Annotated in this window: 26 protein-coding genes and 1 tRNA gene; 8 read left to right on the top strand and 19 right to left on the bottom strand. The window is 69.4% G+C overall.

The genetic code is table 11. From position 1 onward, the window contains the following. The first annotated feature begins 253 nt into the window (after positions 1-253). Positions 254-1,258, top strand: a complete 1,005-nt coding sequence (locus WFJ97_RS15405; RefSeq protein WP_336642143.1) for a LacI family DNA-binding transcriptional regulator — start codon at positions 254-256, stop codon at positions 1,256-1,258. Between the two features lie 68 nt (positions 1,259-1,326). On the opposite strand, the gene rplL is transcribed toward WFJ97_RS15405, so the two are convergent. Continuing rightward, a complete protein-coding gene (rplL, locus tag WFJ97_RS15410; protein WP_247625111.1) occupies positions 1,327-1,710 on the bottom strand; it encodes a 50S ribosomal protein L7/L12 in 384 nt (127 codons plus the stop codon). A 48-nt stretch (positions 1,711-1,758) separates the two neighbouring features. Further along, positions 1,759-2,247 (bottom strand): 50S ribosomal protein L10, encoded by a 489-nt coding sequence (rplJ, locus tag WFJ97_RS15415; protein WP_247625112.1) that lies wholly within the window; start codon positions 2,245-2,247, stop codon positions 1,759-1,761. Between the two features lie 333 nt (positions 2,248-2,580). Here rplJ and WFJ97_RS15420 point away from each other — a divergent pair, with 333 nt between their 5' ends. Then, complete coding sequence (locus WFJ97_RS15420; RefSeq protein WP_336642144.1) at positions 2,581-3,261, top strand: YqaJ viral recombinase family protein; 681 nt, start codon at positions 2,581-2,583, stop codon at positions 3,259-3,261. A gap of 35 nt (positions 3,262-3,296) precedes the next feature. On the opposite strand, the gene WFJ97_RS15425 is transcribed toward WFJ97_RS15420, so the two are convergent. The 5 genes from WFJ97_RS15425 to WFJ97_RS15445 are packed head-to-tail and all read right to left on the bottom strand — an operon-like array spanning position 3,297 to position 6,485. After that, on the bottom strand, positions 3,297-3,830 hold the full coding sequence (locus tag WFJ97_RS15425) for a hypothetical protein (protein ID WP_247634137.1): 534 nt from the start codon (positions 3,828-3,830) through the stop codon (positions 3,297-3,299). 44 nt (positions 3,831-3,874) lie between these two features. Then, entirely contained in the window at positions 3,875-4,540 is a 666-nt protein-coding gene (locus WFJ97_RS15430; RefSeq protein WP_336642145.1) for an LPXTG cell wall anchor domain-containing protein, read from the bottom strand. After that, a complete protein-coding gene (locus WFJ97_RS15435; RefSeq protein ID WP_336642146.1) occupies positions 4,537-5,151 on the bottom strand; it encodes a signal peptidase I in 615 nt (204 codons plus the stop codon). Before WFJ97_RS15435 ends, WFJ97_RS15430 begins: the two co-directional genes overlap by 4 nt. 34 nt (positions 5,152-5,185) lie before the next feature. Continuing rightward, positions 5,186-5,842, bottom strand: coding sequence for a SipW-dependent-type signal peptide-containing protein (locus WFJ97_RS15440; RefSeq protein WP_336642147.1), 657 nt, complete (start codon positions 5,840-5,842; stop codon positions 5,186-5,188). Between the two features lie 7 nt (positions 5,843-5,849). Beyond that, complete coding sequence (locus WFJ97_RS15445; RefSeq protein WP_336642148.1) at positions 5,850-6,485, bottom strand: SipW-dependent-type signal peptide-containing protein; 636 nt, start codon at positions 6,483-6,485, stop codon at positions 5,850-5,852. A gap of 278 nt (positions 6,486-6,763) precedes the next feature. On the opposite strand from WFJ97_RS15445, the gene WFJ97_RS15450 reads away from it, so the two are divergent. Both WFJ97_RS15450 and WFJ97_RS15455 read left to right on the top strand, forming a co-directional pair. Beyond that, entirely contained in the window at positions 6,764-8,461 is a 1,698-nt protein-coding gene (locus WFJ97_RS15450) for an MDR family MFS transporter (RefSeq protein WP_336642149.1), read from the top strand. After that, entirely contained in the window at positions 8,448-8,942 is a 495-nt protein-coding gene (locus WFJ97_RS15455) for a MarR family winged helix-turn-helix transcriptional regulator (RefSeq protein WP_336642150.1), read from the top strand. The genes WFJ97_RS15450 and WFJ97_RS15455 overlap by 14 nt, the downstream gene beginning before the upstream one ends. Here the strand turns inward: WFJ97_RS15455 and WFJ97_RS15460 are convergent. Beyond that, entirely contained in the window at positions 8,933-9,811 is an 879-nt protein-coding gene (locus WFJ97_RS15460; RefSeq protein WP_247956723.1) for a LysR family transcriptional regulator ArgP, read from the bottom strand. The two genes, WFJ97_RS15455 and WFJ97_RS15460, sit on opposite strands and share 10 nt — an antisense overlap. Positions 9,812-9,881: 70 nt before the next feature. Here WFJ97_RS15460 and WFJ97_RS15465 point away from each other — a divergent pair, with 70 nt between their 5' ends. Further along, the gene (locus tag WFJ97_RS15465) at positions 9,882-10,535 is read left to right on the top strand and encodes a LysE/ArgO family amino acid transporter (RefSeq protein ID WP_336642151.1); all 654 of its coding nucleotides are present in this window, start codon (positions 9,882-9,884) and stop codon (positions 10,533-10,535) included. Positions 10,536-10,550: 15 nt separating this feature from the next. Here WFJ97_RS15465 and WFJ97_RS15470 read toward each other — a convergent pair whose 3' ends face one another. The 5 genes from WFJ97_RS15470 to rplK form a co-directional block, all read right to left on the bottom strand. Further along, positions 10,551-11,378 (bottom strand): amino acid ABC transporter ATP-binding protein, encoded by an 828-nt coding sequence (locus tag WFJ97_RS15470; RefSeq protein WP_308194267.1) that lies wholly within the window; start codon positions 11,376-11,378, stop codon positions 10,551-10,553. After that, positions 11,365-12,030, bottom strand: coding sequence for an amino acid ABC transporter permease (locus WFJ97_RS15475; RefSeq protein WP_247625123.1), 666 nt, complete (start codon positions 12,028-12,030; stop codon positions 11,365-11,367). The genes WFJ97_RS15470 and WFJ97_RS15475 overlap by 14 nt, the downstream gene beginning before the upstream one ends. A gap of 3 nt (positions 12,031-12,033) precedes the next feature. Further along, complete coding sequence (locus WFJ97_RS15480) at positions 12,034-12,852, bottom strand: amino acid ABC transporter substrate-binding protein (protein ID WP_336642152.1); 819 nt, start codon at positions 12,850-12,852, stop codon at positions 12,034-12,036. A gap of 190 nt (positions 12,853-13,042) precedes the next feature. Beyond that, positions 13,043-13,729, bottom strand: coding sequence for a 50S ribosomal protein L1 (gene rplA / locus WFJ97_RS15485; protein WP_247625125.1), 687 nt, complete (start codon positions 13,727-13,729; stop codon positions 13,043-13,045). A gap of 11 nt (positions 13,730-13,740) precedes the next feature. Further along, positions 13,741-14,172 carry a 50S ribosomal protein L11 gene (rplK, locus tag WFJ97_RS15490; protein WP_247625126.1) on the bottom strand — a complete coding sequence of 144 codons (432 nt, stop codon included), beginning with the start codon at positions 14,170-14,172 and terminating at the stop codon, positions 13,741-13,743. A gap of 252 nt (positions 14,173-14,424) precedes the next feature. Between rplK and WFJ97_RS15495 the strand changes: the two genes are divergently transcribed. Then, positions 14,425-15,009 (top strand): hypothetical protein, encoded by a 585-nt coding sequence (locus WFJ97_RS15495; RefSeq protein ID WP_336642153.1) that lies wholly within the window; start codon positions 14,425-14,427, stop codon positions 15,007-15,009. A 63-nt stretch (positions 15,010-15,072) separates the two neighbouring features. Here WFJ97_RS15495 and nusG read toward each other — a convergent pair whose 3' ends face one another. The 3 genes from nusG to WFJ97_RS15510 all read right to left on the bottom strand — a co-directional run bounded on the left by nusG (position 15,073) and on the right by WFJ97_RS15510 (position 16,570). Beyond that, positions 15,073-16,107 carry a transcription termination/antitermination protein NusG gene (nusG, locus tag WFJ97_RS15500; RefSeq protein WP_336642154.1) on the bottom strand — a complete coding sequence of 345 codons (1,035 nt, stop codon included), beginning with the start codon at positions 16,105-16,107 and terminating at the stop codon, positions 15,073-15,075. A 78-nt stretch (positions 16,108-16,185) separates the two neighbouring features. Next, positions 16,186-16,458 carry a preprotein translocase subunit SecE gene (secE, locus tag WFJ97_RS15505; protein WP_247625129.1) on the bottom strand — a complete coding sequence of 91 codons (273 nt, stop codon included), beginning with the start codon at positions 16,456-16,458 and terminating at the stop codon, positions 16,186-16,188. 39 nt (positions 16,459-16,497) lie between these two features. Next, positions 16,498-16,570, bottom strand: a tRNA-Trp gene (locus tag WFJ97_RS15510). A 192-nt stretch (positions 16,571-16,762) separates the two neighbouring features. On the opposite strand from WFJ97_RS15510, the gene WFJ97_RS15515 reads away from it, so the two are divergent. Further along, positions 16,763-18,595 (top strand): HSP90 family protein, encoded by a 1,833-nt coding sequence (locus WFJ97_RS15515; RefSeq protein ID WP_336642155.1) that lies wholly within the window; start codon positions 16,763-16,765, stop codon positions 18,593-18,595. 22 nt (positions 18,596-18,617) lie between these two features. Continuing rightward, positions 18,618-21,416, top strand: coding sequence for a hypothetical protein (locus tag WFJ97_RS15520; RefSeq protein WP_336642156.1), 2,799 nt, complete (start codon positions 18,618-18,620; stop codon positions 21,414-21,416). 69 nt (positions 21,417-21,485) lie between these two features. Here the strand turns inward: WFJ97_RS15520 and poxB are convergent, their stop codons facing one another. From poxB to WFJ97_RS15535, 3 genes are all read right to left on the bottom strand, one after another. Further along, the gene (gene poxB / locus WFJ97_RS15525) at positions 21,486-23,210 is read right to left on the bottom strand and encodes a ubiquinone-dependent pyruvate dehydrogenase (protein WP_247625132.1); all 1,725 of its coding nucleotides are present in this window, start codon (positions 23,208-23,210) and stop codon (positions 21,486-21,488) included. 239 nt (positions 23,211-23,449) lie between these two features. Then, positions 23,450-24,340 (bottom strand): endonuclease domain-containing protein, encoded by an 891-nt coding sequence (locus WFJ97_RS15530; RefSeq protein WP_336642157.1) that lies wholly within the window; start codon positions 24,338-24,340, stop codon positions 23,450-23,452. Positions 24,341-24,604: 264 nt separating this feature from the next. Then, positions 24,605-25,969, bottom strand: coding sequence for an NAD-dependent succinate-semialdehyde dehydrogenase (locus WFJ97_RS15535; RefSeq protein WP_247625133.1), 1,365 nt, complete (start codon positions 25,967-25,969; stop codon positions 24,605-24,607). Positions 25,970-26,013 lie beyond the last annotated feature (44 nt).

Raw genomic sequence — 26,013 nt, forward strand, 5'->3', positions numbered from 1 at the left:
CAACCATTGGGGAACCGATTCCAGGTAAACCTACTGGCCTTTCCTCCCGCGGCACAACTGGGGAAGGTCACAAGATCGCATCCTTTCGCGGCATATCGGGATGCGGAATGGGAGCGCTCTCATTGTTTTCGTGTGGAACCGGTTCCTTTTCGGCCCCGTCACGCACTACGCTGACATCGGCGCGTCCCCCCGCGCGCCGGCGTCGATGCCAGGAGCGAGAACCCTCGATGCCGAGATTGGTCGAGGAGGACCGATGAGCAAGATCGCCGACGTCGCAGCCCGCGCCGGCGTCTCGAAGGCGACCGCGAGCAGGGCTCTCAGCGGACGCGGTTACGTCTCGGACGACACGCGTCAGCGCGTGGAACAGGCCGCCGCAGAGCTGTCGTACGTCGCCCACTCCTCCGCCACCAGCCTCGCCACCGGCCGCACGCAGACCGTCGGGGTGGTCATGCCCCCGGTCGACCGCTGGTTCTTCGCCGAGCTCCTCGCCGGCATCCAGGAGGCACTGTTCGCGCTCGACTACGACCTCGCCCTGTACGGGGTCCCCGAGGGGTCAGAGACCCGCGAACGTCTCTTCTCGAACGTGCTCCCCCGCCGTCGCTTCGACGGCATCATCGCCGTCGGCATCCAGCCCAGTGCTCACGAACTCGAGCGGTTGCAGCAGACCGGGCGTCCGCTCGTCAGCGTCGGGCCCTACAGCGAGGGATCGAGCGCCGTCTCGATCGACGACGCCGCCGCCGCGCGCATCGCCACCGAGCACCTGATCGAGCTGGGCCACACCGCGATCGCGTTCGTCGGCGGGACGACGGATGCCGCGGCGCTCAGCTACGGCGACGAGAAGCGCATCGACGGCTATCTCGCCGCGCTCGGCACCGCCGGGATCGCCGACGAGGCGCGCGTGGCAGGATCGGGACCCACCCTCTCCGAGGGGTACGCCGCAGCCGTCGGCATCCTCGGAGATCGGCGGCACCGACCGACCGCGATCGTCGCGGTGTGCGACGAGGCCGCGATCGGAACGATCATCGCCGCCCGGCGCCTCGGCATCGCCGTGCCGACCGAGCTCAGCGTCGTCGGCATCGACGACCACGAGCACGCCGAGCTCTTCGCTCTGACGACGATCCGCCAGTCGCCGCGCGACCAGGGTCACGACGCCGTCCGCCTCCTCACGCAGAGGATGGACGACCCGGATGCCGGCGTCGAGCAGGTCGCCGCGGCATCCGCCCTCGTGGTGCGCGGGTCGACCGCCGCGCCGCGCTGACGCCCGCCCCCCTTAACGCACGAATGCCCCGGCCGGAGCCGGGGCATTCGTGAAGCGTTCAGACGCGATTACTTGAGGGTAACCGTGGCGCCTGCCTCTTCGAGAGCAGCCTTCGCCTTCTCGGCGGTCTCCTTGTTCGCGCCCTCGAGCACGGCCTTGGGAGCACCGTCGACGACGGCCTTGGCCTCGCCGAGGCCCAGCGAGGTGAGCTCGCGGACCGTCTTGATGACCTGGATCTTCTTGTCGCCAGCCGACTCGAGGATGACGTCGAAGGAGTCCTTCTCTTCCTCAGCCTCAGCAGCGCCTGCGCCACCCGCAGCGCCGGCAACGGCGACGGGTGCAGCAGCGGTGACCTCGAACTTCTCCTCGAACGCCTTCACGAACTCGTTGAGCTCGATGAGGGTGAGGCCGGCGAACTGCTCGAGCAGCTCCTCGGTGGAAAGCTTCGCCATGATGTATCTCCTAGATAGATGGGGTTTGTAGACGAGATCGCCGGACGCTTACGCGGCCTCTGCGGTCTCCAGCTTTTCGCGAAGCGCGTCGATGGTGGCGGCAGCCTTGCCCATCGTCGCCTTCATCATGCCCGCAGCCTTCGCCAGCAGAACCTCACGGCTCTCGAGCGAGGCGTACTTGTTGACCTCGTCGGCGGTGAGGGCTTCGCCCTCGAAGATGCCGGCCTTGATCACGAGAAGCGGGTTGGCCTTGGCGAAGTCACGCAGAGCCTTGGCGGTGGCGACGAAGTCACCGTGCACGAACGCGACGGCCGACGGACCCTTGAGGTCGTCGTCCAGCGCGGTGATGCCGGCCTTGTTGGCCGCAAGCTTGGTCAGCGTGTTCTTCACCACGGCGTACTCAGCGTCCTGACGGATGCTGTTGCGCAGCTCCTTGAGCTGGGCAACCGTCAGACCGCGGTACTCGGTCAGCAGGACGGCGGACGAGTTCTCGAATGACTTCGTGAGCTCGGCGACCGATGCATCCTTCTGCGCCATGGTCACTCCTTGGTGTGTACGAGGCGCCGCACGGTGGTGGGGCGCCGACCTGGACCGCCCGCAAAAACAAGAAGAGCTCCGGCGCAAGCGCACGGAGCTCTGAGAAGATCGTGACACCTGCGCGGGCCCCTGCGATGCAGAGCTTCGATCGACATGTACTCGCGCACACGACGATGACCAGCGGTCTTCGGTTGGTTCAACTGTACCCCACGGCATCCGCTCCCCCAAATCGCGGGGTCTCTTTGCGCCGCCATGATCGCCGAGACAACGGCACGGCGCGGACGAGCGGCGTGTGGGGTCGGCGAGGTCGGAGGGCGGGGTTACGCTCGATGGGTGACCCCCGAACTCGCCGCACGCATCGTCGCGGACTCCCGCGACCGCGTCGCCTGGCTGCGGGCCCGGTCACGAGGCATCACCGCCACCGATGTCGCCGGACTCACCTCCGAGAGGTCGATCGCGCGCGCGGCGGAGTCCAAGCTCGGCGGCGGACCCCGCTTCGGCGGCAACGCCTACACCGATCACGGCCGGCGCCGCGAGCCCGAGATCGCCGCCTGGGTGGCGGCGACCCACGGCATCCTGCCCTCGTCCGCCCTGTTCCGCGCCGAGGTCGAGCACCGGCACCTCGCGACCCCCGACGGCATCGCGGTCGACGCCGACGGCCGCATCAAGCTCGCCGAGATCAAGACGACGAACAAGGCGTTCCGCGGCATCCCGCGCACCTACCTCCGTCAGGTGTGGTGGCAGCAGCACGTGCTGGGTGCCGAGCGCACGCTCTTCGTCTGGGAGGAGCACGTCGACTTCGCCCCCGTCCACGACGAGCCGCGCTGCGTGTGGATCGACCGCGACGACCGTGAGATCGCGAAGCTCGTGGGTCTCGCGACCGACCTCATCGACGAGCTCTACCGGCGTACGACCGGCCAGCAGGTTCCGAGCCGCACGACGGATGCCGCGGCCAGCCGCCGCGAGCAACTGCGGGAGCGCGACGCGTTCCGCGCGCTCGCCCTCGCGGACTGACGCCTCGCAGACCCGCGCGCGGCCGCAGCCCCGGTTCAGGTGCCGTTGACCGGTGCGGAGCACACGGGTGAGAGCCCGAGCGGGCCTCCTCCGGTGTTCGTGAACGTCACTCTCGAGGTCTGGGTCGACACCCAGGTCGACGTGGCGTTGAGCTTCGTCCGCACCTGGAACACCATCGACCCGCCGAGAAGCAGGCTGAGGAGGTCGCTGATGATGCCGGTGTTGAAGGTCGTTCGATATACCCCCGGCGACACCGTGGTGGTCGTGACCGCCTGCCAGTTGTCGCCGGCGGCGTTGAACGCCCACTGCGCGTTCGTCGCCGGAGCGAAGCCCGAATAGGCGGCCCCCGCAGGGAACGACCACTCCAACGTCACGCCGTTCGCGAGCCCCAGTCCCAGCAGCCCCGTGCAGTTCACGACCGCGGTGATCTGCGGTGGGACGAGGCGGAACGAGGTGAACGTTCCCGAGGCGACGTTCTCGGTACCGGTGAACCGCGCCTCGGTGAGGGGGACGTTCGAGACCGTGCCGCCGGCGAGCAACACCGACAGCCCGACGATCCCGGCGAGCATCCGCCGTCTCCTCCCACCCCGCGCCCGGATCCGCTCCCGCCCGCTCATGCGTCGCCCTCCGGGAGCTGCGCGCCGCGGCGGTCCCGCCGGCGCAGCACCACGAGTCCGATGCCGGCCACGGCCAACCCCACGCCCGCCCCGGTCACCCACGGCGCGATCGTCCCGCCCGTGGCCGGGAGAGGATCGCCTCCGGGTCCGGTGACCACCGCCTCCCCCGCACCCTGCGCGTGCACCCGCACATCGGTGATGCCGTCGTCGTCATCGGCGTCGAGAGTGATCCACAGTCGCAGGTGCGCGACGTCGGTGGAGGGGAATGCGGCGAGCGCGACCTCGGAACCGTCGCGCGGGATGCTCCACCCCGACTCGAGCTCCTCGGCCCCGCCCGGGCATCCGCTCTCCTGCCACTCCTGCATGCAGAGGGCCGCGTCGACCAGCAGCGGCGCGTCCCCGGCGGCGCTCACGGCGATCGTGACGGTGCCGGGATCGGGCGGGCTCGCACTCACCGCGACGTCCCACTGGACCGGCTCGCCGGGCAGCAGCCGCGAGGCCTGCGCCCAGTCGGCGACCGAGACGAGGCGCAGCACGCGCCCCTGGATCACCTCGGTCGTCGGAGCGGCCCACGCGGGGGCGGCAGCCAGGATGGCGGGGGCGGCCGCGAGGATGCCGGCGGCGACGAGCGCCGACGGGAGGATCGCGAGTCGGCGCCTCATGTGAGCCCCTGCTGCTTGCGGGTCGCGGCCGATCCCGACCGTGGCCAGAACGCCCAGATCACGAGCACCGTGGCCCCCGCGGTGAGTCCTCCGAGCACCCACGGGTCACCCATTCCGACGATCACGCTCGCGATGCCGGGGATCGAGAAGAGCACGGTCCGCACCGAGGTCACGGTGTAGGGGAAGGGGTCGTCGGTGGCGTTCGCGTCGCCGCGCATCGTGACGATGCGCTCGGACTCGCTCGCACCGGCTTCGACCGAGGTGACGCGGTGCGTGACGGGCAACTCGTCGTCGCGGTCGACCGTGACGACGTCTCCGACCTCGACCTGAGCGGCATCCACCCGCTGCACGACCGCCACGGATCCTGCGGGGATCGTCGGAGACATCGACCCGGTGCGGAACATGATGAGCGTGACGTTCGCGGTCACGGCGAGGATCACGAGCACGATGCAGACGACCCCGGCCGCGGCGGCGATCCACAGGCCGAGGTCGCCGAGCATCCGTCCGATGCCGCCGCGGCGGCGGGGCACCGCGGGCGCCGGCGCCATCGCAGGCGCGCCCGACGCGACGGCCTGCTCGCGCAGGCCCCGCCTCGTGGTCGGCGTGCTCATCACCCCTCCTCGCGTGGTCGACCGCTGCGGACGGTCAGGTGGATGTTCCCTGGATCTGCCAGGTCTGCGTCATGGTGAGCCCCTGCGCGGCGTTGACCGCGGTCGTCGGAAGCGTCACGGCGACGCAGTAGTTCAGCTGGTTGCCGCCGTTCGCGGTCACCGCCTGCGGTACGGTGCCGGTCGCTGCGCCGTTCGTCGTGAGCGCCGACCCGTCGGCGACGACGATGGACGTCGAGGCGGATGCCGCGGCGTACGTCGCGGCCGTGCACGACTGGCTCGGGGTCGCCGCGGTCGGCACCAGGCGCACCCCGTACGTCAGGTGCGCGGCGAGCCCGGTGCCGCTCGGCGTCCCCGCCGTCAGCTGCAGCGTGCCCGCACCGGACGAGTTCGCCGTCTTGACGCTGAACAGCGCATACGTCGTCGTGCCGGGCACCATGGCCGTGGGCGCGACGGCGAAGCTCAGCGTCGCCGCAGCTCCCGTCGTCGCATGGCTCGAGAACGTGGCCCCGTCGGTCGCGCCGACGATGTCGAATCGTCCGGCGGTGAACGTCGCGGTCGCGTACTCGGAGTCGTTCCAGGCGGCGAGCGTCATGGCCGCGCCCAGACCGAAGACGAGTCCGCCCGCGAGGACGGCCCGTATCCGGCGGGAGCGCAGTCGCTTCGCCTCCCGCATCGCTCTGCGGGTCTGCATGACGGACTCAGCTCGTCGACGTCGCCGTGAACTTCCAGGTCGTCGTGGTCGCGACGCCCTGCTTCAGCGCCGTGCCGGCGGTCACCTTGAAGCACAGCTGAACGGCGGTGCCGGCGGTCGCGGCATCCGCTCCCTTGGCGAGCGTCATCGCGGTCACGCCGGTCTGGGCGTCCATCGTCGCCCCGGTCGCGACGGGGGTGCCGGTGGCGGATGCCGCGTTGCAGGTGGCACCGGGCGCGAGTTGGTACACCTGGTACGACAGGTTGCCGGAGTTCGTCGTCGCGGCGGCACCCGTCGTCGTGCCGGCGGCCGAGAGGCTCGCGCCCGTCGTCGTTCCGGGAGCGAGTCGCACCCAGAAGCCCGCGTAGACCGCGTCTCCCGGTGCCATGTTGCCGACGACACCGGTGGGCAGCGTGAAGGCGAGCGTGGCCGCCGTTCCCCCGGTGTCGACGTTGTGATCGCTGTAGTTGGCGCTCACGTCACCCGCGGTCGACCCCTGCAGATTGAACGAGCCGGCGGTGAACGTGCCGGTCGCGAACTCGGAGTCGTTCCAGGCCGCGAGCGTCACCGCCACTCCGACGCCGAGCACGAGCCCGCCCGCCAGCACTGCCAGAGTCTTGCGCTTCCGATCCTTCGTAACCATGTGCGATTCCCCCTCAGGAATTCTTATCGGTCGCTCCGGTACGTCGTATGGCCACCCCTCAGAGGCCGCGCACCGTTGCGTTCCGGCCATCCTTCCCGAGACTGCACGGTCATTCAAGGTATCTTTCGCCTGCGGTCCCGATCGTTGCGCGTTCGCGACCTGACGCGGATCGATAGTTGACGAACATCAACCACCGTCCTATAGTTGACGAAGTTCAACCATCTTCGTGCGCGCCAGAGCTGTCGCGGCATCCACTCTCCGACTGCGAAAGGTCCTGCATGTCCACGGACTCCGCTCCCGCCAAGATGACGCACCGCCAAGTGCTCGAGGCCCTCACCGGCCTCCTGCTCGGCATGTTCGTCTCGATGATCGCCACCACGGTCGTCTCGACATCGATGCCCGTCATCGTCCACGACCTCGGTGGCGATCAGGCCGCCTACACCTGGGTCATCACCGCCACCCTGCTGACCACCGCGATCTCGACGCCGATCTGGGGAAAGCTCGCCGACCTGTTCAACCGCAAGCTGCTGATCCAGATCGCGATCATCATCTTCGTCGGCGCGACCGCCGCGGCCGGCTTCGCGCAGGACACGAACACCCTCATCGCCTTCCGCGCGATCCAGGGTCTCGGCGGCGGCGGACTCGCCGCCCTCAGCCAGGTCATCATGGCCGACATCATCAGCCCGCGCGAGCGCGGCCGGTACATGGGCCTCTTCGGCGCCGTCATGGCCGTCGCCACCGTCGGCGGACCGCTGCTGGGCGGATGGATCACGGATGCCGCGAACTGGCGCTGGAACTTCTTCGTCTCCCTGCCGTTCGCCGTCGCCGCGCTGATCATCCTGCAGCGCACGCTGAAGATCTCGACCGAGCGCACTCGCAAGGCGTCGATCGACTACGTCGGCATCGTGCTGCTCTCGGCCGCCGTGTCGCTGATCCTCATCTGGATCACGAACGCCGGGTCGACCTTCGACTGGTGGAGCACCGAGACGGCACTCATGGTGGGCGGAGCCGTCGTCGCCGCGATCGCCTTCGTCATCGTCGAGCTGAAAGTGCGCGAGCCGCTGATCCCGCTCACGCTGTTCCGCGGGCGCACGTTCACGCTCTCGGTCATCGCGTCGATCTCGATCGGCGTCGCGATGTTCGGCACCTCCGTCTACCTCGCGCAGTACATGCAGCTCTCCCGCGGCGCGACGCCCACCGAGGCGGGTCTCATGACGCTGCCGATGATGGCGGGACTGCTGATCTCCTCGATGGTGATCGGGCAGCTCGTCACGCGCTTCGGCAAGTGGAAGGGCTACCTGGTGCTCGGCGCCGTGCTGCTGATCGCCGGGTCCGTCCTCCTGTCGACGCTGCACTACGACACGGACTTCGTGCTCGTCTCGATCTACATGTTCCTCATGGGTGCCGGCGTCGGCATGACGATGCAGAACCTCGTGCTGATCGTGCAGAACGTCGCGAAGCCCAGCGAGATGGGCGTCGCGAGCTCGGGCGTCACCTTCTTCCGCAGCCTCGGCGGCACCGTCGGCGTCTCGGTGATGGGTGCGGTGCTCGCGAACTCGCTCACCGGACTGTTCGCCGACGGCAAGGAGCGCCTGGGCGCCGCGATCGCGCAGCTCGGCGAGAAGGGCGCCGATGTCGCGGCGCAGCTCACCAGCGGCACGCTACCCGAGGTGCGCCTGCTCCCTGAACCGGTGCGCTCGATCATCGAGGACTTCTACGCTCAGGCGATCTCGCACGCCTTCGTCATCGGCATCCCGCTCGCCATCATCAGCCTCGTCGCGATCCTGTTCCTTCCGAACCGGCCGCTGACGACGATGACCACGAGCGAGCGGGCGTCGGCGGATGCCGCGGCCGACGGTGCCGGCGAGACGGCGATCGCCGACTCCGTCGCCCTCTCGGGTGCGGCGACCACCGGCACCCTGACCGTCGTCGACGGCCGCGGCTCGACGGGAACGGCATCCGATGACCGCCACTGATCACCCGATCGACGCCTCGGAGGCGCGGACCGCTGCGGTCCGCGCCCTCGAGGCGGAGTTCAGCGATCTGATCACGCACTTCCGTCGCCTCATCCTGGAGAACGCGAACCGAGTGAGCCCCGGCATGCTCCCCGGGGCATACAAGGCGTTCACGACGATCGCACGCTGCGAGCAGGCGACCGTGTCGATGCTCGCCGAGCGGATGCTGATGGACAAGGGTCAGGCCAGCCGCACCGTCCGCGAGCTCGAAGACCTCGACCTCGTCGAGCGCACGGCCGATCCGACGGATCGCCGCTCGTCGATCCTGCGCCTCACGCCCCGCGGCCAGGAGCGCCTCGCGCTCGCCCGCAAACCCCAGGAGGGCATGCTCATGCAGTCGCTCACCGACTGGGACATCGACGACATCGAGAGCCTCACCCGACTCCTGCACGCCCTCGCCTCCGGCGGGACGCCCGGCATGCCGACCGCCGCTCAGGGCTGAAGCACCGCCCGCGCCTCGGCGGCGATCTCGGCGGCGATCGTGTCGAGCAGTGCGGAGCGCAGGTTCCACTGCTGCCAGTAGAGCTGCACGCGCAGCGCCGGGGCGCCGAGGTGCACCAGCCCCGCAGCCTCCTGCACGGCCGGGACCATCCCCCATCCGAGCCCCAGTTCGACCGCGCGCGCGTAGTCGTGGGATGCCGGGACGTAGTGCCGCGGGATACCCTCGGGCGAGACGCCCTGTGTGCGCAACCACTCGTGCTGCAGCGTGTCGCGGCGGTCGAAGTCCACGAAGGGCGCGACGGCGAGAGCATCCGCCGTCACCCCGCCCGGGAACCATCGCTGCGCATACCCGGGGGCCGCGGCCGCCCGGTACTCGAGCACCCCGAGCGGCGAGACCGAGCAGCCCGCCACCGGTGCGCTCTCGCTGGTCACCGCGGCCATCACGTCGCCGGACTCGAGCAGGCGGGCGGTGAAGTTCTGATCATCGCGATGAAGATCGAAGTCGATGCCGTGGCGCTCCGCGAGGCGAGCGAGCGGAGGCAGGAACCACGTCGCCATCGAGTCGGCGTTGACGGCCAGCGGGATGACGGGCCTGCTCGTCGGGATGCCGTCGTCGACACCGAGTCCGGTCAGGGCATCCTGCTCGAGCAGAGCGATCTGACGAGCGAGGCGTACCACCGACTCCCCCGCCTCGGTGAGTCGGACGGGCTTGGTGCGCACGAGCAGGATGCGCCCCAGCTGCTGCTCCAGCGTCTTCACCCGCTGGCTGACCGCGGACGGGGTGATGCGCAGGGCGCGGGATGCCGCGTCGAGCGTGCCTTCGTCGGCGACGGCGGCGAGAGTGGCGGCCAGTTCGGGATCGATCCTCACATTAGCGATGCTAATGGTTCTGAAGGAATCTGCGCTGGCTCTTTATGGACGCGCTTTCTACGCTGAGACCATGCTCTCGGTGCTCTCCGGCCTCGGCCTCGGCCTCTCCCTCATCGTCGCGATCGGCGCGCAGAACGTCTTCGTGCTGCGTCAGGGCATCCGCCGCGAGCACGTTCTCGCGGTCGTCGTGATCTGCGCGCTCTCGGATGCCGCGCTCATCATCGCCGGCGTCGCCGGGCTCGGGTTCGTCATCGCTGCCGCCCCCTGGCTCGTCGTCGTCGCCCGCTGGGCCGGGGCGCTCTTCCTGCTGACCTACGGCCTGCTCGCCGCCCGTCGCGCCTGGCGCGGTGAGGGCCAGGCGCTGGATGCCTCGGAGCCCGGGGGCGAGACCGCCCCCTCTGCGGGCGGCACGGCCACCGCGACGCGCACCGCTCTGGCGCCCGTGCTCCTCACCGTCCTCGCCCTCACCTGGCTGAACCCGCACGTGTACCTCGACACCGTGCTGATGCTCGGCTCGATCGCCGCGACGCACGGCGAGGAGCGCTGGTTCTTCGCCGCCGGCGCGGTGACGGCCAGCATCCTGTGGTTCACCGCTCTCGGCTTCGGCGCCCGCTACCTGGGCCGTTGGCTGCGGACGCCGCGCTCGTGGAGGATCCTCGACGCGCTCATCGCCGTCGTGATGATCGCCCTCGCCGTCAGCCTCGTGCTGCCCGTTCTGGGTTGAAGGCGCGCTCCCGGGTCAGATGCCGTCGAGGGGGCGCAGGATGCGCGTGAGGAAGCGTTGCGTGCGCTCGTGCTTCGGGGCGCTGAAGAGCTCGTCCGGCGGCCCCTGCTCGACCACCACGCCGCCGTCCATGAACAGCACGTGATCGGCGGCCTCACGGGCGAAGCTCAGCTCGTGGGTGACGACGGCCATGGTCCAGCCCTCGTCGGCGAGCTCCTTGATCACCAGCAGCACCTCACCCACCAGCTCGGGGTCGAGCGCACTGGTCGGCTCGTCGAACAGCAGCAGGTCGGGCTTGAGAGCGAGTGCACGCACGATGCCGACGCGCTGCTGCTGACCGCCCGAGAGCTGATGGGGTCGAGCATCCGCCTTGTCGGCGAGACCCACGCGGTCGAGCAGGGCCCGCGCCTCGGCCACGACCTCGGCCTTCGGGCGCCCCTGCACCCGCCACGGACCCTCGATCACGTTCTCGAGCACGGTGAGGTGCGGGAAGAGGTTGTGGTGCTGGAACACCATCGCCGAGCGGTCGCGCAGGGCGAGACGCTTCTGCTTCTGCACGCGCGGCTTCGGGCGAGCGTCCGGGGCGAAGTCGATGTCGGGTCCACCCGCGACGACGATCGTGCCGGCATCCGGGGTCTCGAGGCCGTTGAGCGCGCGCAGCACGGTCGTCTTGCCGGAGCCGCTGGGGCCGACGAGCACGACGACCTCACCGCGGTGCAGCGTCAGATCGATGCCGCGGAGCACCTCGTTGTCGCCGAAGCTCTTGCGGAGGCCGCGGGCGGCGAGCAGCTCCTCGCCCTGCGGGGCCTGGGGCGGGAGTGCGATCGGGTCAGTGGGCGACACGGCTGTCGAGCCTCCTCTCGAGGGCGCTCTGGCCGAACGACAGCACGAGGCAGAACACCCAGTAGACCAGCGCCGCGGCGAGGTAGAGCACCATGAACTCGTAGGTGGTCGAGGCGATCTGCTGCGCCACCTTGAACAGCTCGGTCACGAGGATCAGCGACGCGAGCGAGGTGTCCTTCACGAGCGAGATGAACGTGTTCGACAGCGGGGGCACCGACACCCGCGCGGCCTGCGGCAGGACGATGCGCGTCAGCGTGCGGGTGCGGTTCATGCCCACCGTGTACGCGGCCTCCCACTGCCCCTGCGGCACGGAGAGGATCGCGGCACGCACGACCTCGGCGCCGTAGCCGCCGACGTTCAGCGACAGGGCGATGATCGCACTCGGCCAGGGATCGATCGTGATGCCGATCGAGGGCATGCCGTAGAAGATCACGAACAGCTGCACGAGCAGCGGGGTGCCGCGGATCACCGAGATGTAGAACCGGGCGATTCCCGAGACGATCGGGTTCACCGAGATCCGCATCAGGGCGACGCCGACCGCGATGAGGAGCCCCAGGGCGAACGACGCCAGCGCGAGCGGGACCGTCGCCGTCAGACCCGCCAGGGCGATCGGCCCGAGCGAATCCAGGAACAGCTGCCAGGGGCTCTCCATCGGTTACTGCGAGACGTCTTCGCTGAAGTACTTCTCGCTGATCTCGGCGATCGTGCCGTCTGCGCGCAGCTCTTCGAGCGCAGCGTCGACGGCCTCGACGAGCGACTCCTTGTCCTTCGTGAAGGCGAAGGCCTGCTCGCCCGCCTCGTCGGTCTCGGCAGCGATCTTGAGGCCCGTGGGGCTGTTGGTCGTCTCGTAGTCGAGGAAGGTGAGCTTGTCGTTGATGGTCGCGTCGACGCGGCCCTGACGCAGCAGCTCGACGGCCTGCGCCCAGCCCTCGACGCCCTCGACCTTGGCGCCGGACTCCTCGGCGAGGTCCTTCCAGTTGCTCGTGAGCGACTGGGCGGTGGTCTTGCCCTCGAGGTCGGCGAACGACGAGATGGAGTCGTCGTCATCGGCGACCACGATCACGCCGGGCGACACGGTGTACGGCGTGCTGAAGAGGTACTTCGCCGTGCGGTCGTCGTTGATCGTGACCTGGTTCGCGATCACGTCGAAGCGACCCGCGTCGAGCCCCGCGAAGATCGCGTCCCACTGGGTCTCCTCGAACTTGATTTCGAGGCCCAGCTTGTCGGCGACGGCCTCGATGATCTCGACGTCGTAGCCGGTGAGCTCGCCCGCGCCGTTGTCGTCGTGGAAGCTGAAGGGGCGGTAGGTGCCCTCGGTGCCGACCGTGAGCGTGCCCTCCGTCGCGAGGCCGAAGTCGGAGGATGCCGAGCTCTCGTCGCTCGACGTGCTGGCGGGCGTGCTCGAACCGCTGCAGGCGGTGAGCGCCGCAGCGGCGACGACGAGTGCGGTGACGGCGATGAGACGACGGGACATGAACCCTCCTGGGGCATAAGGTGCGCGGTGCGATTTTACGCGACCGCGGCGGGACTCCCCCACAGTACGTGGAGTCGAGGGGGTGGCGGGCCGGCGATGACGTTGCGTTGCGGTTTTGGTATATCGGGTGCGGATGCCGGGACGCAGAAACGCCCCCGGGCGGACCCGGGGGCGTTTCGGTGACTCAGCGTCAGATGGAGTTGACGTCCAGCGGGATGCCGGGGCCGAACGTGGTCGACACCGCACCCTTCTGGATGTAACGGCCCTTGGAGCTGGACGGCTTGAGGCGGACGATCTCCTCGAGCGCTGCGCCGATGTTCTCGTCGAGCTGCTCGGCGGTGAAGGAGGCCTTGCCGACGACGAAGTGCACGTTGGCGTGCTTGTCGACGCGGAACTCGATCTTTCCGCCCTTGATCTCCTCGACGGCCTTGGCCGTGTTCGGGGTCACGGTGCCGGTCTTCGGGTTCGGCATCAGGCCGCGCGGACCCAGGACCTTACCGAGACGACCGACCTGGCCCATGAGCTCCGGGGTGGAGACGGCCGCGTCGAACGCGGTCCAGCCGCCGGCGACCTTCTCGATGAGCTCGGCGCCGCCGACCTCATCGGCACCCGCAGCGATCGCTGCCTCGGCCGCGGGGCCGGTGGCGAAGACGATGACGCGGGCGGTCTTGCCGGTGCCGTGGGGCAGGATGACGGTGCCGCGCACCATCTGGTCTGCCTTGCGGGGGTCGACCGAGAGCTTCAGCGCGACCTCGACGGTCGAGTCGAACTTCGACGAGCCGGTCTCCTTCGCGAGGGCGACTGCCTCGGTCGGGGTGTAGAAACGGTCTGCCTCGATCTTCTCGGCGGCAGCCTTGTAAGCCTTGGACTTAGCCATGATTATTCTCCTCAGCCCTCGACCGTGATGCCCATGGAACGGGCGGTTCCGGCGATGATCTTCGAGGCGGCCTCGATGTCGTTCGCGTTCAGGTCGGCCTGCTTCTGCTCGGCGATCTGACGGACCTGCTCCTTGGTGATCTTCGCGACCTTGACGGTGTGCGGGGTCGACGAGCCCTTGGGCACGCCGGCGGCCTTCTTGATGAGCTCCGCTGCGGGCGGGGTCTTCAGGATGAAGGTGAAGCTGCGGTCCTCGTAGACGGTGATCTCGACGGGGATGACGTTGCCGCGCTGCGACTCGGTCGCGGCGTTGTACGCCTTGCAGAACTCCATGATGTTGACGCCATGCTGACCGAGCGCGGGGCCGATCGGCGGCGCCGGGTTGGCTGCACCGGCGTTGATCTGAAGCTTGATCAGGCCGGTCACCTTCTTCTTCGGTGCCATTTCCTCTTCCTTTCCTCGAACGGATGCCGGATGCATCCGCTCTCCCGCGATCCGGCGATTCCGGACGGCGGTGATGTTCGCGCGCACGCAGAAACGGCGCACAAACCATAGAAGTCTACCGGATGGATGCCGCTGCTCGCACCTCGCGCGACGCGCGGGTGTTCCCAGCCGGAAGTCGGATACGGATGCGAGGGTGAACGGGTCAGCCACCGCCAGCTCGGCACGAGAGGTGGCAGGAGAAGGAGAGCACGAATGGGACTGTTCCGCCGCAAACCGAAGACCCCGACTCCCCCACCCGCACCGCGCGTCGAAGCCGCGCCGCCGACGACGGCGATGCCGATCATCCGCGGTGACCTCGAGGCGGAACTGGCCGCCGAGCTCGACGGCGGTGCTCCGATTCGCGGAGCCGCGTTCTCCGGCCGGGGTCTGCGCCTGCAGCATCCGCCCGAGGCGGAGTTCGCCGCAGCGCACGCGCAGACGTTCGCCGACGCCGTGCGGAACATCGACGGCATCACTCTCGACTACTCGGTCGAGAGTCTGCGCACGGTCGACGGCGTGCTCGGGAACTTCGAGGAACCCGGCAGCGACGCCGTGGCGGAGACCGTGCTCGCCGCCGGGTTCTACGTGGGCGAGGTGATGGTGCGCCAGCACGGCTACCGCTGGGTGGAGACTCCGGAGGACGTACCGCTCCGGGCTCCGTTCGACCTTCTGGTCGTCGGCCCGAAGGGCGACTATTCCAATCCGCTGAGCAAGGCGTTCAAGCGCGTGGAGAACGGCCCCGAGGACAGCGTCGCGTACTTCGTGGTCGCGATGGTCGCCGCGGCTGATCGCGACTAGCGACCGAACGCAGAACGCCCCGCCGGACGGACCGGCGGGGCGTTCTGCGTGAAGAGTTCTGGGTCAGATCATCTTCGTGACCTGGTCGAACGACAGCTCGACCGGGGTCTCGCGCTCGAAGAGCGAGACGAGGACCGTGAGCTTGCCGCTCTCGGGCTTGATCTCGCTGATCGAACCGGGAAGGCCCGCGAACGAACCCTCCTTGATGGTGATCGTCTCGCCGACCTCGAAGTCGACCTCTGCCGGCAGCGGGCGGGCGACGGCGACGCCGCCCTTCGACGCGATGTTCTTGGCGGTCGGCACGTCCTTGACCTCGACGAGCGACTTCAGCATGTTGAAGGCCTCTTCGAAGCGCAGCGGCGTGGGGTTGTGGGCGTTGCCCACGAAGCCCGTGACACCCGGGGTGTGGCGCACGACCGACCAGGTGTCTTCCGTGAGCTCCATGCGCACGAGCACGTAGCCGGGGATGCGCACGCGGGTGACCATCTTGCGCTGGCCGTTCTTGATCTCGACGACGTCCTCCATCGGGACCTCGACCTGGTAGATCTCGTCCTCGACCTCGAGCGTCGACTTGCGCTGCTCGATGTTCGCCTTGACCTTGCGCTCGAAGCCCGCGTACGAGTGGATGACGTACCACTTGCCGGGAAGCATCCGCAGGTCGAGGCGGAACGCCTCGTAGGGGTCTTCCTCGGAGTCCTCGTCGTCCTCATCGGCCTCGACGTCGGCGGCGGGACGGTCTTCCTCGCCGTTCACGTCGGGCCCGTCGTAGGGGGTGACCTCGTCGGCCTCGGCGGCCTCGAGCTCAGCCGTCTCTTCGGCCACTGCGTCGTTCAGGACCTCGGCGGCGGCTTCGGACTCCGCTGCCTCGTCCAGGTTGAGAGCGTCGTTCACGATCGCGTCCGCCTCCGGGTCTTCGATTTCGATGTCGTCGTCGGTGTCATCGCCGTCTTCGTCCTCGACGTGCACGGCCACGTGCTCCGCCGACTCGGATGCGCGCTCTTCCTCGGCGAGGATGTTGCCCTCCTGGGCCTCGTCCTCTTCGCTGGACTGCTCTGCGGCAGGTGCCCAGTCGGCGTCGTCGGAATATCGTTCAGACACGTTGCTTCTTTCCACTCACCGCGGCGAGAGCCGTGGAGACTTGTCGGTCAGCCTGCGGCGCGAGCCGCGGGGGTGTCATCAGCCGGGGATACCGAACACGTAGTGCGTCACGAACGCGAAGAACGTGTCGAGGCCGTAGACGATACCCATCACGATCAGGACGAAGACGAGCACGACCGCGGTGAACTTGAACAGCTCTTTGCGGGTCGGTGTGACGACCTTGCGCAGTTCGGAGATGACCTGGCGGATGAACAGGGCGATGCTTCCGAAGAACCGGGAGAAGGGGTTGCCCTTCTTCTCGCGGGCGGCGCCAGCCGCGATGACCTCGCCGCGCGGTTCGTCCTGACTCATCCTGAATGTACCTTTCGTGTGTCAGCGTGCGCTGACGCGCAGGGCGGACAGGAATCGAACCTGCAACCTGCGGTTTTGGAGACCGCTGCTCTGCCAATTGAGCTACCGCCCTAGAGACCGGGAGGTCTCGGGGTGTTCCCACATCCTTTCACGGAATGACTCGGAGTGACCCGGGGCACGGCGAAAGAATGCAGAGAACAAACTGCTCCCCCAGTGTACGGCATCCGACGTCGCCCGCCGAACCGGGGCGACGTCGGCGCCCTCTTGTAGGCTTCGATGCGGGGAATCTCTGGGAGGGGTGTCGATGACAGCGGATGTGCAGCAGTTCCAGGTCGATCTGCGCGGCGTCGTCGACCTTCTGAGCCGCCACATCTACTCCAGCCCCCGGGTCTATCTGCGCGAGCTGCTGCAGAACGCCCGTGACGCGATCACCGCCCGACGAGAGGTCGACGGCGGGGGCGGACGGATCCGCATCACCCCGCTCACCGCCGGGAACGGCGAGTTCGTGCTGCGCGACGACGGCGTGGGACTCACGCTCACCGAGGTCGCCGATCTGCTCGCCACCGTCGGCCGCAGCTCCAAGCGGGACATCTTCGACCTGCCCCGCAGCGACTACCTCGGCCAGTTCGGGATCGGCCTGCTCAGCTGCTTCATGGTCGCCGACACCATCGTCATCCGCTCCCGCAGCGCGAAGGGCGGGGCGTCGGTCGAGTGGACGGGCAGCTCGGACGGCACCTTCCAGGTCGCCGAGATCGACGAGGAGCTGCCGATCGGCACGAGCGTGCGCCTCGTGCCGCGCTTCGACGCGGGCGACCTGCTGCGCCCCGCCGCGGTGAACGAGCTCGCGACCGCCTTCGGCGAGTTCCTCCCCGTGCGGGTCACGATCGACTCCGGCGCGGGCGACATCGACATCACGCACCCGGCCCCGTTCCTCGACGGCACCCCCGAAACCGCCGTGCAGTACGGCCGCGAACTGCTCGGCGCGGCGCCCCTCGACGTCATCGAGCTGCACGAGCCGGCCACCGGCACCCGCGGACTCGCCTACGTGCTGCCCTTCGCTCCTCCTCCCGGCGCACGGCAGGCCACGCGCATGTACCTCGGCCGGATGCTCCTCTCGGAGCGCGCCGCCGACGTGCTCCCCGACTGGGCGTTCTTCGTCAGAGCGGTCGTCGACTCCACCGGGCTCGCGCCCACCGCGAGCCGCGAATCGCTCGTCGAGGACGCGGCACTCGAACGCGTGCGCGAACAGCTCGGTGCCGGCATCCGCCGCTGGATCCTCGAGCTCGGTCTGCGCGAGCCGCACCGGCTGGCCCAGTTCGTCGCGATCCACGAGCTCGGGCTCAAGTCGCTCGTGCGTCACGACGAGGAACTCGCCCGGTTCATCACCCGGTGGCTGACCGTCGAGACCACCCACGGCACGATGCAGCTGGGCGACCTCGTCGAACGCTACCCGCACGTGCGCTACGCCTCGTCGGTCGACGAGTTCCGCCAGGTCGCCGGCATCTCGCCGGCATCCGAGGTGCTCGTCAACGGCGGCTACCTCTACGACGCCGACCTCGTGCGCATGCTGCCGGACCTCTACCCCGCCGTGACGATCGAGAAGGTCGACGTCACCGGTGAACTCGACCGGCTCGACCCTCCGCCGCTCGACGACCGCGACGCCGCCGTCGCCCTCGAGGCCAGGGCGAGCGCCGTGCTCACGGCCTCGTCGTGCGCCGTCGTGGTGCGATCGATCGACCGCCCCGACCTGACCGGCCTGTACGTCGCCGACCCCGACGTGCTGCGTGCGATCGACCGCGGCCGCACGAAGGGCATCACCGGCTCGCTCTGGGGCGGTGTGCTCGACAAGATCGACCAGACCCTGTCCTCCGCCCGCGACGACGACCTGAGCGCGCGCCTGTGCCTGAACTGGTCGAACCGCGTCGTGCGCGCGCTGGTCCGCGTCGATGACGACGCCGTGTTCGCGCGCACTCTCCAGCTGCTGTACATCCAGGCCCTGCTCGCCGGGCACCACCCGCTCAGCGATGCCGACCGCACGCTGATGACCACGGCTCTCAGCGACCTCGTCTCGCTCTCGGCCGGTCTCGAAGAGGACGCGCTCCCCTTCGAGGGCACCGCCGACGGGCCCGCCCGCTGATTCCCGCACCGAGGAGATTTCCATGACCCGTCCGAAGAAGCGCTTCTCGCAGCTCATCGAAGAGATCGACCGCACGCCCTGGGGCCCCGCCGAGCAGACTCTCGTGGCCGAGGCGGTCGCCCTCGCGCAGGAGATCGGCGACGAGCAGCTCGAGTACCAGGCGCGCATGCGGCAGACCGCGTCGGCGAACATGAACGGCGCGACCGACGTCATGCTCAACTCCTTCGCCTGGTGCCTCGCCCGCCACGACGCCGACCCCGGCCGGTTCCCCGCCGACCTCGAGTACGGCGGTGCCGACCTGATGTGGCAGTTCAAGTGGATGGCATCGTCGCTGCGCTCCTCCCCCGCGTTCTCGCAGGAGCAGATCGCCGCGGTGCTCGACGACATGGAGAACCACTACCGCGCGGCCGACCTCGGACTCAGCGGCGTGCTCACCGCCCGCTTCGAAGACGCGTGGGACGCGGGACGCATCGACGATGCCGAGGCGCTGCGCGTGCAGCTCGAGGCCACCCCGCGCGATGACCACAGCCACTGCGACGCCTGCGGGCGCAGCCAGTTCGCCGGGTTCTTCGCCGAGACGGATCGGGATGCCGACGCCATCCGCCTCGTCGAAGAGATGATCGAGGGCGGTTTCTCGTGCGGGGAGGAACCCGAGCACGCCCTCTCGCGCGTGCTGGTGCCGTACCTGCGCAACGGGCGGGGCGAGGAGGCCAAGACCGCGCACCTGCGCAGCTACCGGCTCGCGAAGGACAACCCCGACAACCTCCGCATCGTCGCGAACAACATCGTCTTCACCGCGATCACCGGCAACGAGGCGCGCGCACTGTCGCTCGTCGAACGGCACATCGGCTGGCTCGCGCACGACGGACTCAACGTCGACGCGCACTTCGCCGCACTCGCCGCGTTCGCCGTCGCGCTCGACCGTGTCGCCGCGACCGGCCACGGCGAGACCCCGGTGCGGGGAGCGGATGCCGCGGCCCTCGTGCCGTTCTTCGGACCGCACGACGGTCCCTGGAGCGCCGCCGACCTCGCCGCAGCCGCCTGGGCGACGGCCGAGCGCCTCGGTGCGGAGTTCGACCGCCGCGACGGTACCGACGGTCACGCCCGCGCACTCGACCGGATGCGCGCGCTCGGAACCGAGAGCTACGACGTGCCGATCCGCTCGGATGCCTTCGTCGCACAGCCCGCCACCGTCGATCCGACGGACGCCGAAGGCTGGTACGAGCGCGCGATGCAGCTCGCCCAGTACGGCGACGAGCAGGGTACCCTCGCCGCGCTCCCGCACGCCCTCGAGGTCACCGACCCCGAGAAGCGCGCGCAGCTGCTGTCGATGCGCCTCGGCATCCTCGTCGCGCTCGATCGCGCCGAGGAGGCGTGGCCGGTGCTTCCCGAGCGCATCGCCGCCCTGCGCGCGGCGGGGAAGGCCGAGCAGGCCGATCTCGAGGAGCGCCTCGGGCTCGCGACCTTCGGCCTCGCGACCCCCGAGGATGCCGCTGCCCTCGACCGCGAGCTCGCCGACGCCGCGGCTCTGCCGGCGCGGTCGCGGGGAGATCTCGCCCTGAGCCGGGCATCGCTGCACCTGCGCGGCGACGACGCCGACGCCGCGCTGAACCTCGCCGAGCAGGCGGCGCGCGCATTCGCGGAGGCCGAGGACGCCCGCCTGTCGAACACGACGACGCTCGTCGCGATCTCGGCGTTGCTGCACAAGGGAGACACCGAAGCGGCATCCGCGCTGCTCGACCGGCTGATCGCGCAGGACGACCTCAGCACGGGCCACCGGGCGCACGCGCTCGAGACGCGGGCCCGCATCCGCGGCGGCAGCGGCGACTTCGCCGAGGGCGCTGCCGATGCCGACGAGGTCTGCCGCCTGATCGCGGGCCTCGGGGCCACCCGTGCACTCGGCTCGGCGCACCTGCTCGCGGGCGCGCTATGGGAGGACGCCGGCGAGCCCGAGAAGGCCGTCGCGCGGTTCCGGGTGCTCGCGCGCATCGCCGCACAGGAAGGGGCGGATGCCACGGGCGCCGACTTCCGTCTCGCGCGTGCGATGCTCGCGGCCGGCGATGCGGAGGAGGCCGCCGAGCTGTTCGGTACCGTGCTCGAGCGCGAGGAGAAGGCCGAGGTCGAACCCGCCTCGCGCGCCGCCACGGCGATGCTGCTCGCCCGCTCGCTCGCCACGGCGGGAGAGTTCGGTCAGGCGGTCGGCGCGTACGGCTACGCCGCCGACCTGTTCGGCCAGGGCGAGGAGTACGCGGATCAGGCCAGCGCCATGAGCGAGCAGGCCAAGATCCTCGCCCGCTTCGACGAGAACGACGATGCGCTCGCGCTGCTCGAATCGGCCGCCGACATCGTGCGTCGCGCACCCGACGCCGTGGGCGTCATGGCCGATGTGCTGCACAACCTCGGTCAGGCCTACGGCGGGCGCGGCGACGAGCGGGCGTTCGCGCTCTTCGACGAGGTCGCAGCCCTCGCGACCGAGCACGAGGCCGACTGGCTGCGCGCGGATGTCACGGACTCCCGCGGGCGCGCTCTCGCCCAGCTCGGACGGATCGACGAGTCCGTCGCCGCCGCGCTCACCGCCGCCGACGCCTTCGCGACCATCGGAGACATCGGCTCCGCCGGGGGCTCGGAGCTGTTCGCGGCCCGCGTGCTCGTCTCGAACGAGCGCGGTTCCGATGCCGTGGCCGTGTACCGCAGTGCGATCGAGCACGGGGCGGAGTTCCCGCAGCTGCGCCAGGTCGCGGCCCTCGAACTCGGCGACGTGCTCGAGGGGCTCGGCCGTCACGGCGAGGCCGCCGAGGTGCGGGCACTCGTCGAGAGCTGAGTCTCTCGCGGCGGGCGCTTCGACAGGCTCAGGGACCCAGGTTCCTGGATCCCTGAGCGCAGCGGCGGGTCAGAGGAACTGGCGCCAGTTCGCGCGGGCCAGGTCGAGGAGTTCGTCGCCGCGTCCCGACATGACCGTGCGGATGGCGTAGAGCGCGAAGCCCTTGACCTGCGCCGCCTCGATCGCCGGGGGCATCGACAGCTCCTGGCGCTCGGTGACGACGTCGAGCAGCGCGGGGCCATCGTGCGCGAGGACCTCGCGGACGGCATCCGGCAGGTCCTCGCTGTTCTCGACCCGACGCGCGAAGATGCCCATCGCCTCGGCGATCGCCGCGAAACTCGGGTTCGTCAGGTCGGTGCCGTAGGTGACGAAGCCCGCCGCCTTCATCTCGAGCTCGACGAAGTTGAGCGAGGAGTTGTTCACGACGATCGTCTTCACCGGCAGGTGGTTCTGGGTGAGGGTGATCAGTTCGCCGAGCATCATCGCGAGTCCGCCGTCGCCCGCGAGCGCGACGACCTGCCGCTCGGGGTGCGCGACCTGCGCCCCGATGCCGTGCAGCAGCGCGTTCGCCATCGACCCGTGCGTGAACGAGCCGATCAGACGGCGCTGCTCGGTCATGTGCAGGTAGCGGGCCGCCCAGACGGTGGGAGACCCGACATCGGCGGTGAAGATCGCGTCGTCTGCGGCGTGGTCGTTCAGCAGCTTCGCGAGGTACTGCGGATGGATCGGACGCCCCGGCTTCGTCGGCACCGCGAGGTCGTCGAGCTTCGCACGGGTCTTGCGGTAGTGCGCGAGGGCGTCGTCGAGGTGGCCGCGGTCGTCCTTGCGGGCGATGCGCGGGAGAAGGGCTTCGGCCGTCGCACGTACGTCGCCGACGAGGCCCAGATCGAGCGGATGCCGCTTGCCGAGCTGCGAGCCGCGGATGTCGACCTGGATCGTCTTCGCCTTGTCGGGGTAGAACTGCTCGTAGGGGAAGTCGCTGCCGAGCACCAGGAGCGCGTCGGCGGACTCCATCGCGCGATAGCCCGAGGCGAATCCGAGCAGCCCCGTCATGCCCACGTCGAACGGGTTGTCGTACTCGATGAACTCCTTGCCGCGGAGCGCGTGGACGATGGGTGCGCCGAGAGCGTCCGCGAGGGCGATGACCTCGTCGTGCGCTCCCTCGACGCCGGCGCCCGCGAGGATCGTGACCTTCTTCGCGGCGTTGAGCAGGGTCGCCGCCTTCTCGAGCTCGGGGCCGCTGGGCACGACGACCGGGCGGGTGCGCTCGATCACGACGCTGCGGTCGTCGGCGATCTCGGAGAGTGCGACGTCGCCCGGGATCACCAGCACGGCGACGCCGCGCTTCTCGATCGCCGCGCGCATCGCGATCTCCATCAGCCGCGGCATCTGCTTGGTGTCGGCGACGTACTCGACGTACACGCTGCACTCGCGGAACAGCTCCTGCGGGTGCGTCTCCTGGAAGTAGCCCGTGCCGATCTCGTTCGTCGGGATGTGCGCGGCGATGGCGAGCACCGGAACGCGCGAGCGATTGGCGTCGTACAGACCGTTGATCAGGTGGAGGTTGCCGGGTCCGCAGGAGCCCGCGACGACCGCGAGGTCGCCCGTGGTGGCGGCATCCGCAGCGGCGGCGAAGGCGGCAGCCTCCTCGTGGCGCACGTGGACCCAGCGGATCGTGCCGTCCTTCCGGAGGGCGTCGGTGAAACCGTTGAGTGAATCGCCCGGCAGTCCGTAGACCCGGTCGATCCCGTTGGCGTGCAGAGTCTTGACGATGTTCTCAGCGACATTGGCCATGCTTCGACCCTACGCCCGCCCCGACCCGCGCGGTCTGATCGGGTGTCGAGTGCCGGCTCGGCATCCGTCGGGTCCTTCCTGGCCGCGTGCGCCCCGTGAGGGGTCAGAACACGCCCTGCCCTCTCCGGGCTGTAAGGCGTGTCGTGACCCCTCGCGGGAGGCTTCTGCGAGGTGCGATGTGAGGGGTCAGAACACGCCGCTTCCGGGCCCCACGAGGCGGCGTGTTTTGACCCCTCAGATCACGCTGCGGCCGCGAGCAGCCGACGCACACGCCGCACGAGTGCGGCAGGATCGTCGAAGTCGCGGCGCGTGACTGTCACGTATCGGTACCCGAGCGCCTCGAGCTCCGCGCGACGGATCTGGTCGCGACTCCACTGGTCGGGGTCACGATGGTGATCGCCGTCGTACTCGATGATCAGGCGCGACTCGGGGTAGAGCATGTCGACCCGGGCGATGAAGCGGTGCCCGTCTCGGATCTCCACATTGCACTGCGGCGTGGGGAGACCGGCCTCGATCAGGATCAGGCGCACCATCGATTCGCGCGGCGATTCGGCTCGGTCGTCGGCCAACTCCAGGGCGCGTTCCCTCGACCTCGCGCCGCGCCCACCGCGGAACCGATGGTGAGCGGTCATCAACCCACCGAGGGTGGCGATCGGATCCCGACGGCTGATGATCGCGTCGGTGAGGGCGAGGAGGTGCGGAAGCGAGAGAACTCGCGATACATCGACCCACAGCCGAGCCGGCGCGAGAACACGGATGCCGTCGACGACGAGGACATCGTCCTCCTCCGTTTCAAGTCGGTGCCCGAAAACTCCGGCTCGTCGGATCCGAGTCTCGGCCCGGGCCACGCCGATTCGGGGACGCGCCCAGGCATCTGCCTCTTCCTTCATCGGGAGTGGCAGACCCCAGAGCAGCGCTGCCGTGGTGTTGCAGACAAAGGCGTGCGAGGGCAGCGCCTGGAGGAGGAGTCGCAGCTTCTCAGTGTTCTCGAGCGCGACCCGAGCGCGTGTGCCGTGGAACGGCCGATCGAGGTCTTTCGCCCGCAACCGTTTGAGGGTCACTCCTTCGGTGAGCGCTGCAGAGACGGTGAACGCGGTGGGCAGAGCTGACGGAAGCGGGGACGGACGCATCCGCCGATCGTGCCGTCCTCGCGAGCGTCATGAGCACCTCGAGGCCGTTGCACCCCGGACATTGTGCAGAACGCAAGAGAGTCGCGGGCTGTGCAGAACCCATGAGGGGTCACGACACGCCGCATGGGTGGCGTACCCTGCGGCGTGTTGTGACTCCTCACGGGAGGACGCGCGCGAGACCGCACCCGAAGAGTCAGAAAACGCCGCCTCCCGGGCGGGAAGGCGGCGTTTCTTGACCTCTCACGAGAGGGTACGCAAGGGCGGTCAGCCGATGCGGATGAGCTTCTTGTTGACGAACTCGTCGGCGGCGAGGTGGCCGAGCTCGCGCGAGGTGCCGCTGCGCTTCACGCCGCCGAAGGGCAGCTCGGGGCTGTCGGCGAGCACGAGGTTGACGTACACCATGCCGGCCTCGATCCTGTCGGCCACGCGCTCGGCCTGTGCGGCATCGGTCGTGAAGACGTACGAGCCGAGACCGAAGGTCGTGTCGTTCGCAAGATCGACGGCGGCATCCTCGTCGGCGACGCGGTACACGACGGCCGCGGGCCCGAAGAGCTCCTCGCGGTAGACGTTCATCGCGGGAGTGACGTCGGCGAGCACGGTCGGGGCGAAGAACGCGCCCTCGCGGGTGCCGCCGGTCAGCAGCGTCGCGCCCTGCTCGACGGCCTGATCGATCTGCTTCTGCAGGTTCTCGGCCGCCGTCTCGGACGACACCGGTCCGAGGACCGTGTCGTCGAGCGTCGGGTCGGATGCCTCGACCGCCGCCATCGCCGCCGTGAACTTCTCGACGAAGGCGTCGTAGAGGTCGTCGACGACGATGAAGCGCTTGGCGCCGTTGCAGGCCTGGCCGTTGTTGTCGAGACGCGCGTCGACACCGGCCTGCACGGTCGCGTCGAGGTCATCCGTCGACAGCACGATGAACGGGTCGGACCCGCCGAGCTCGAGGGCCACCTTCTTGAGGTTGCGTCCGGCGATCTCGGCGACCGCGGCACCGGCGCGCTCCGATCCCGTGAGCGAGACGCCCTGCACGCGCCAGTCGGCGATCATCGTCGCGATCTGCTCGTTCGTGGCGAGCACGTTCTGGTACGCGCCCTTCGGGAATCCGGCGTCGTGGTAGATCGCCTCGATCGCGGTCGACGACTCCGGGCACTGCGGCGCGGGCTTGAGCAGGATCGTGTTGCCCACGATCAGGTTCGGCGCCGCGAAACGCACGATCTGGTACGCCGGGAAGTTCCACGGCATGATGCCGACGAGCGGTCCGAGCGACGAGCGACGGATGATCGCCGAGCCGTCGCCGAGGATCGCGATCGGCTGGTCGGCCATGATCGACTCCGCCTGATCGGCGTAGTACTCCGCGATGTCGGCGGCGAAGTCGACCTCACCCAGAGCGGCCTCGCGGGGCTTGCCCATCTCGCGCACGAAGATGTCGGCCAGCTCTTCGCGGCGCTCGCGGTGCAGCTCGGCTGCACGGCGCAGGAGCGCGGCGCGCTCGGCGACGGTCGAGGTGCGCGACCACTCGCGGTGCGCCTCGTCGGCGGCGACCAGTGCCTCTTCGATCTGCGCGTCCGTGAAGGTGTCGAAGGACGCCAGCGTCTCTCCGGTGGCGGGGTTGATGACGGCGTAGTCGGTCATGGCGTGTCCTCTCGTGGTGGCGTGGGACCCTTCGACGGGCTCAG

Origin of the sequence: Microbacterium sp. USHLN272, from assembly GCF_037149655.1 — a bacterium.
In the GTDB taxonomy this organism is placed as follows: Bacteria; Actinomycetota; Actinomycetes; order Actinomycetales; family Microbacteriaceae; genus Microbacterium; species Microbacterium galbinum.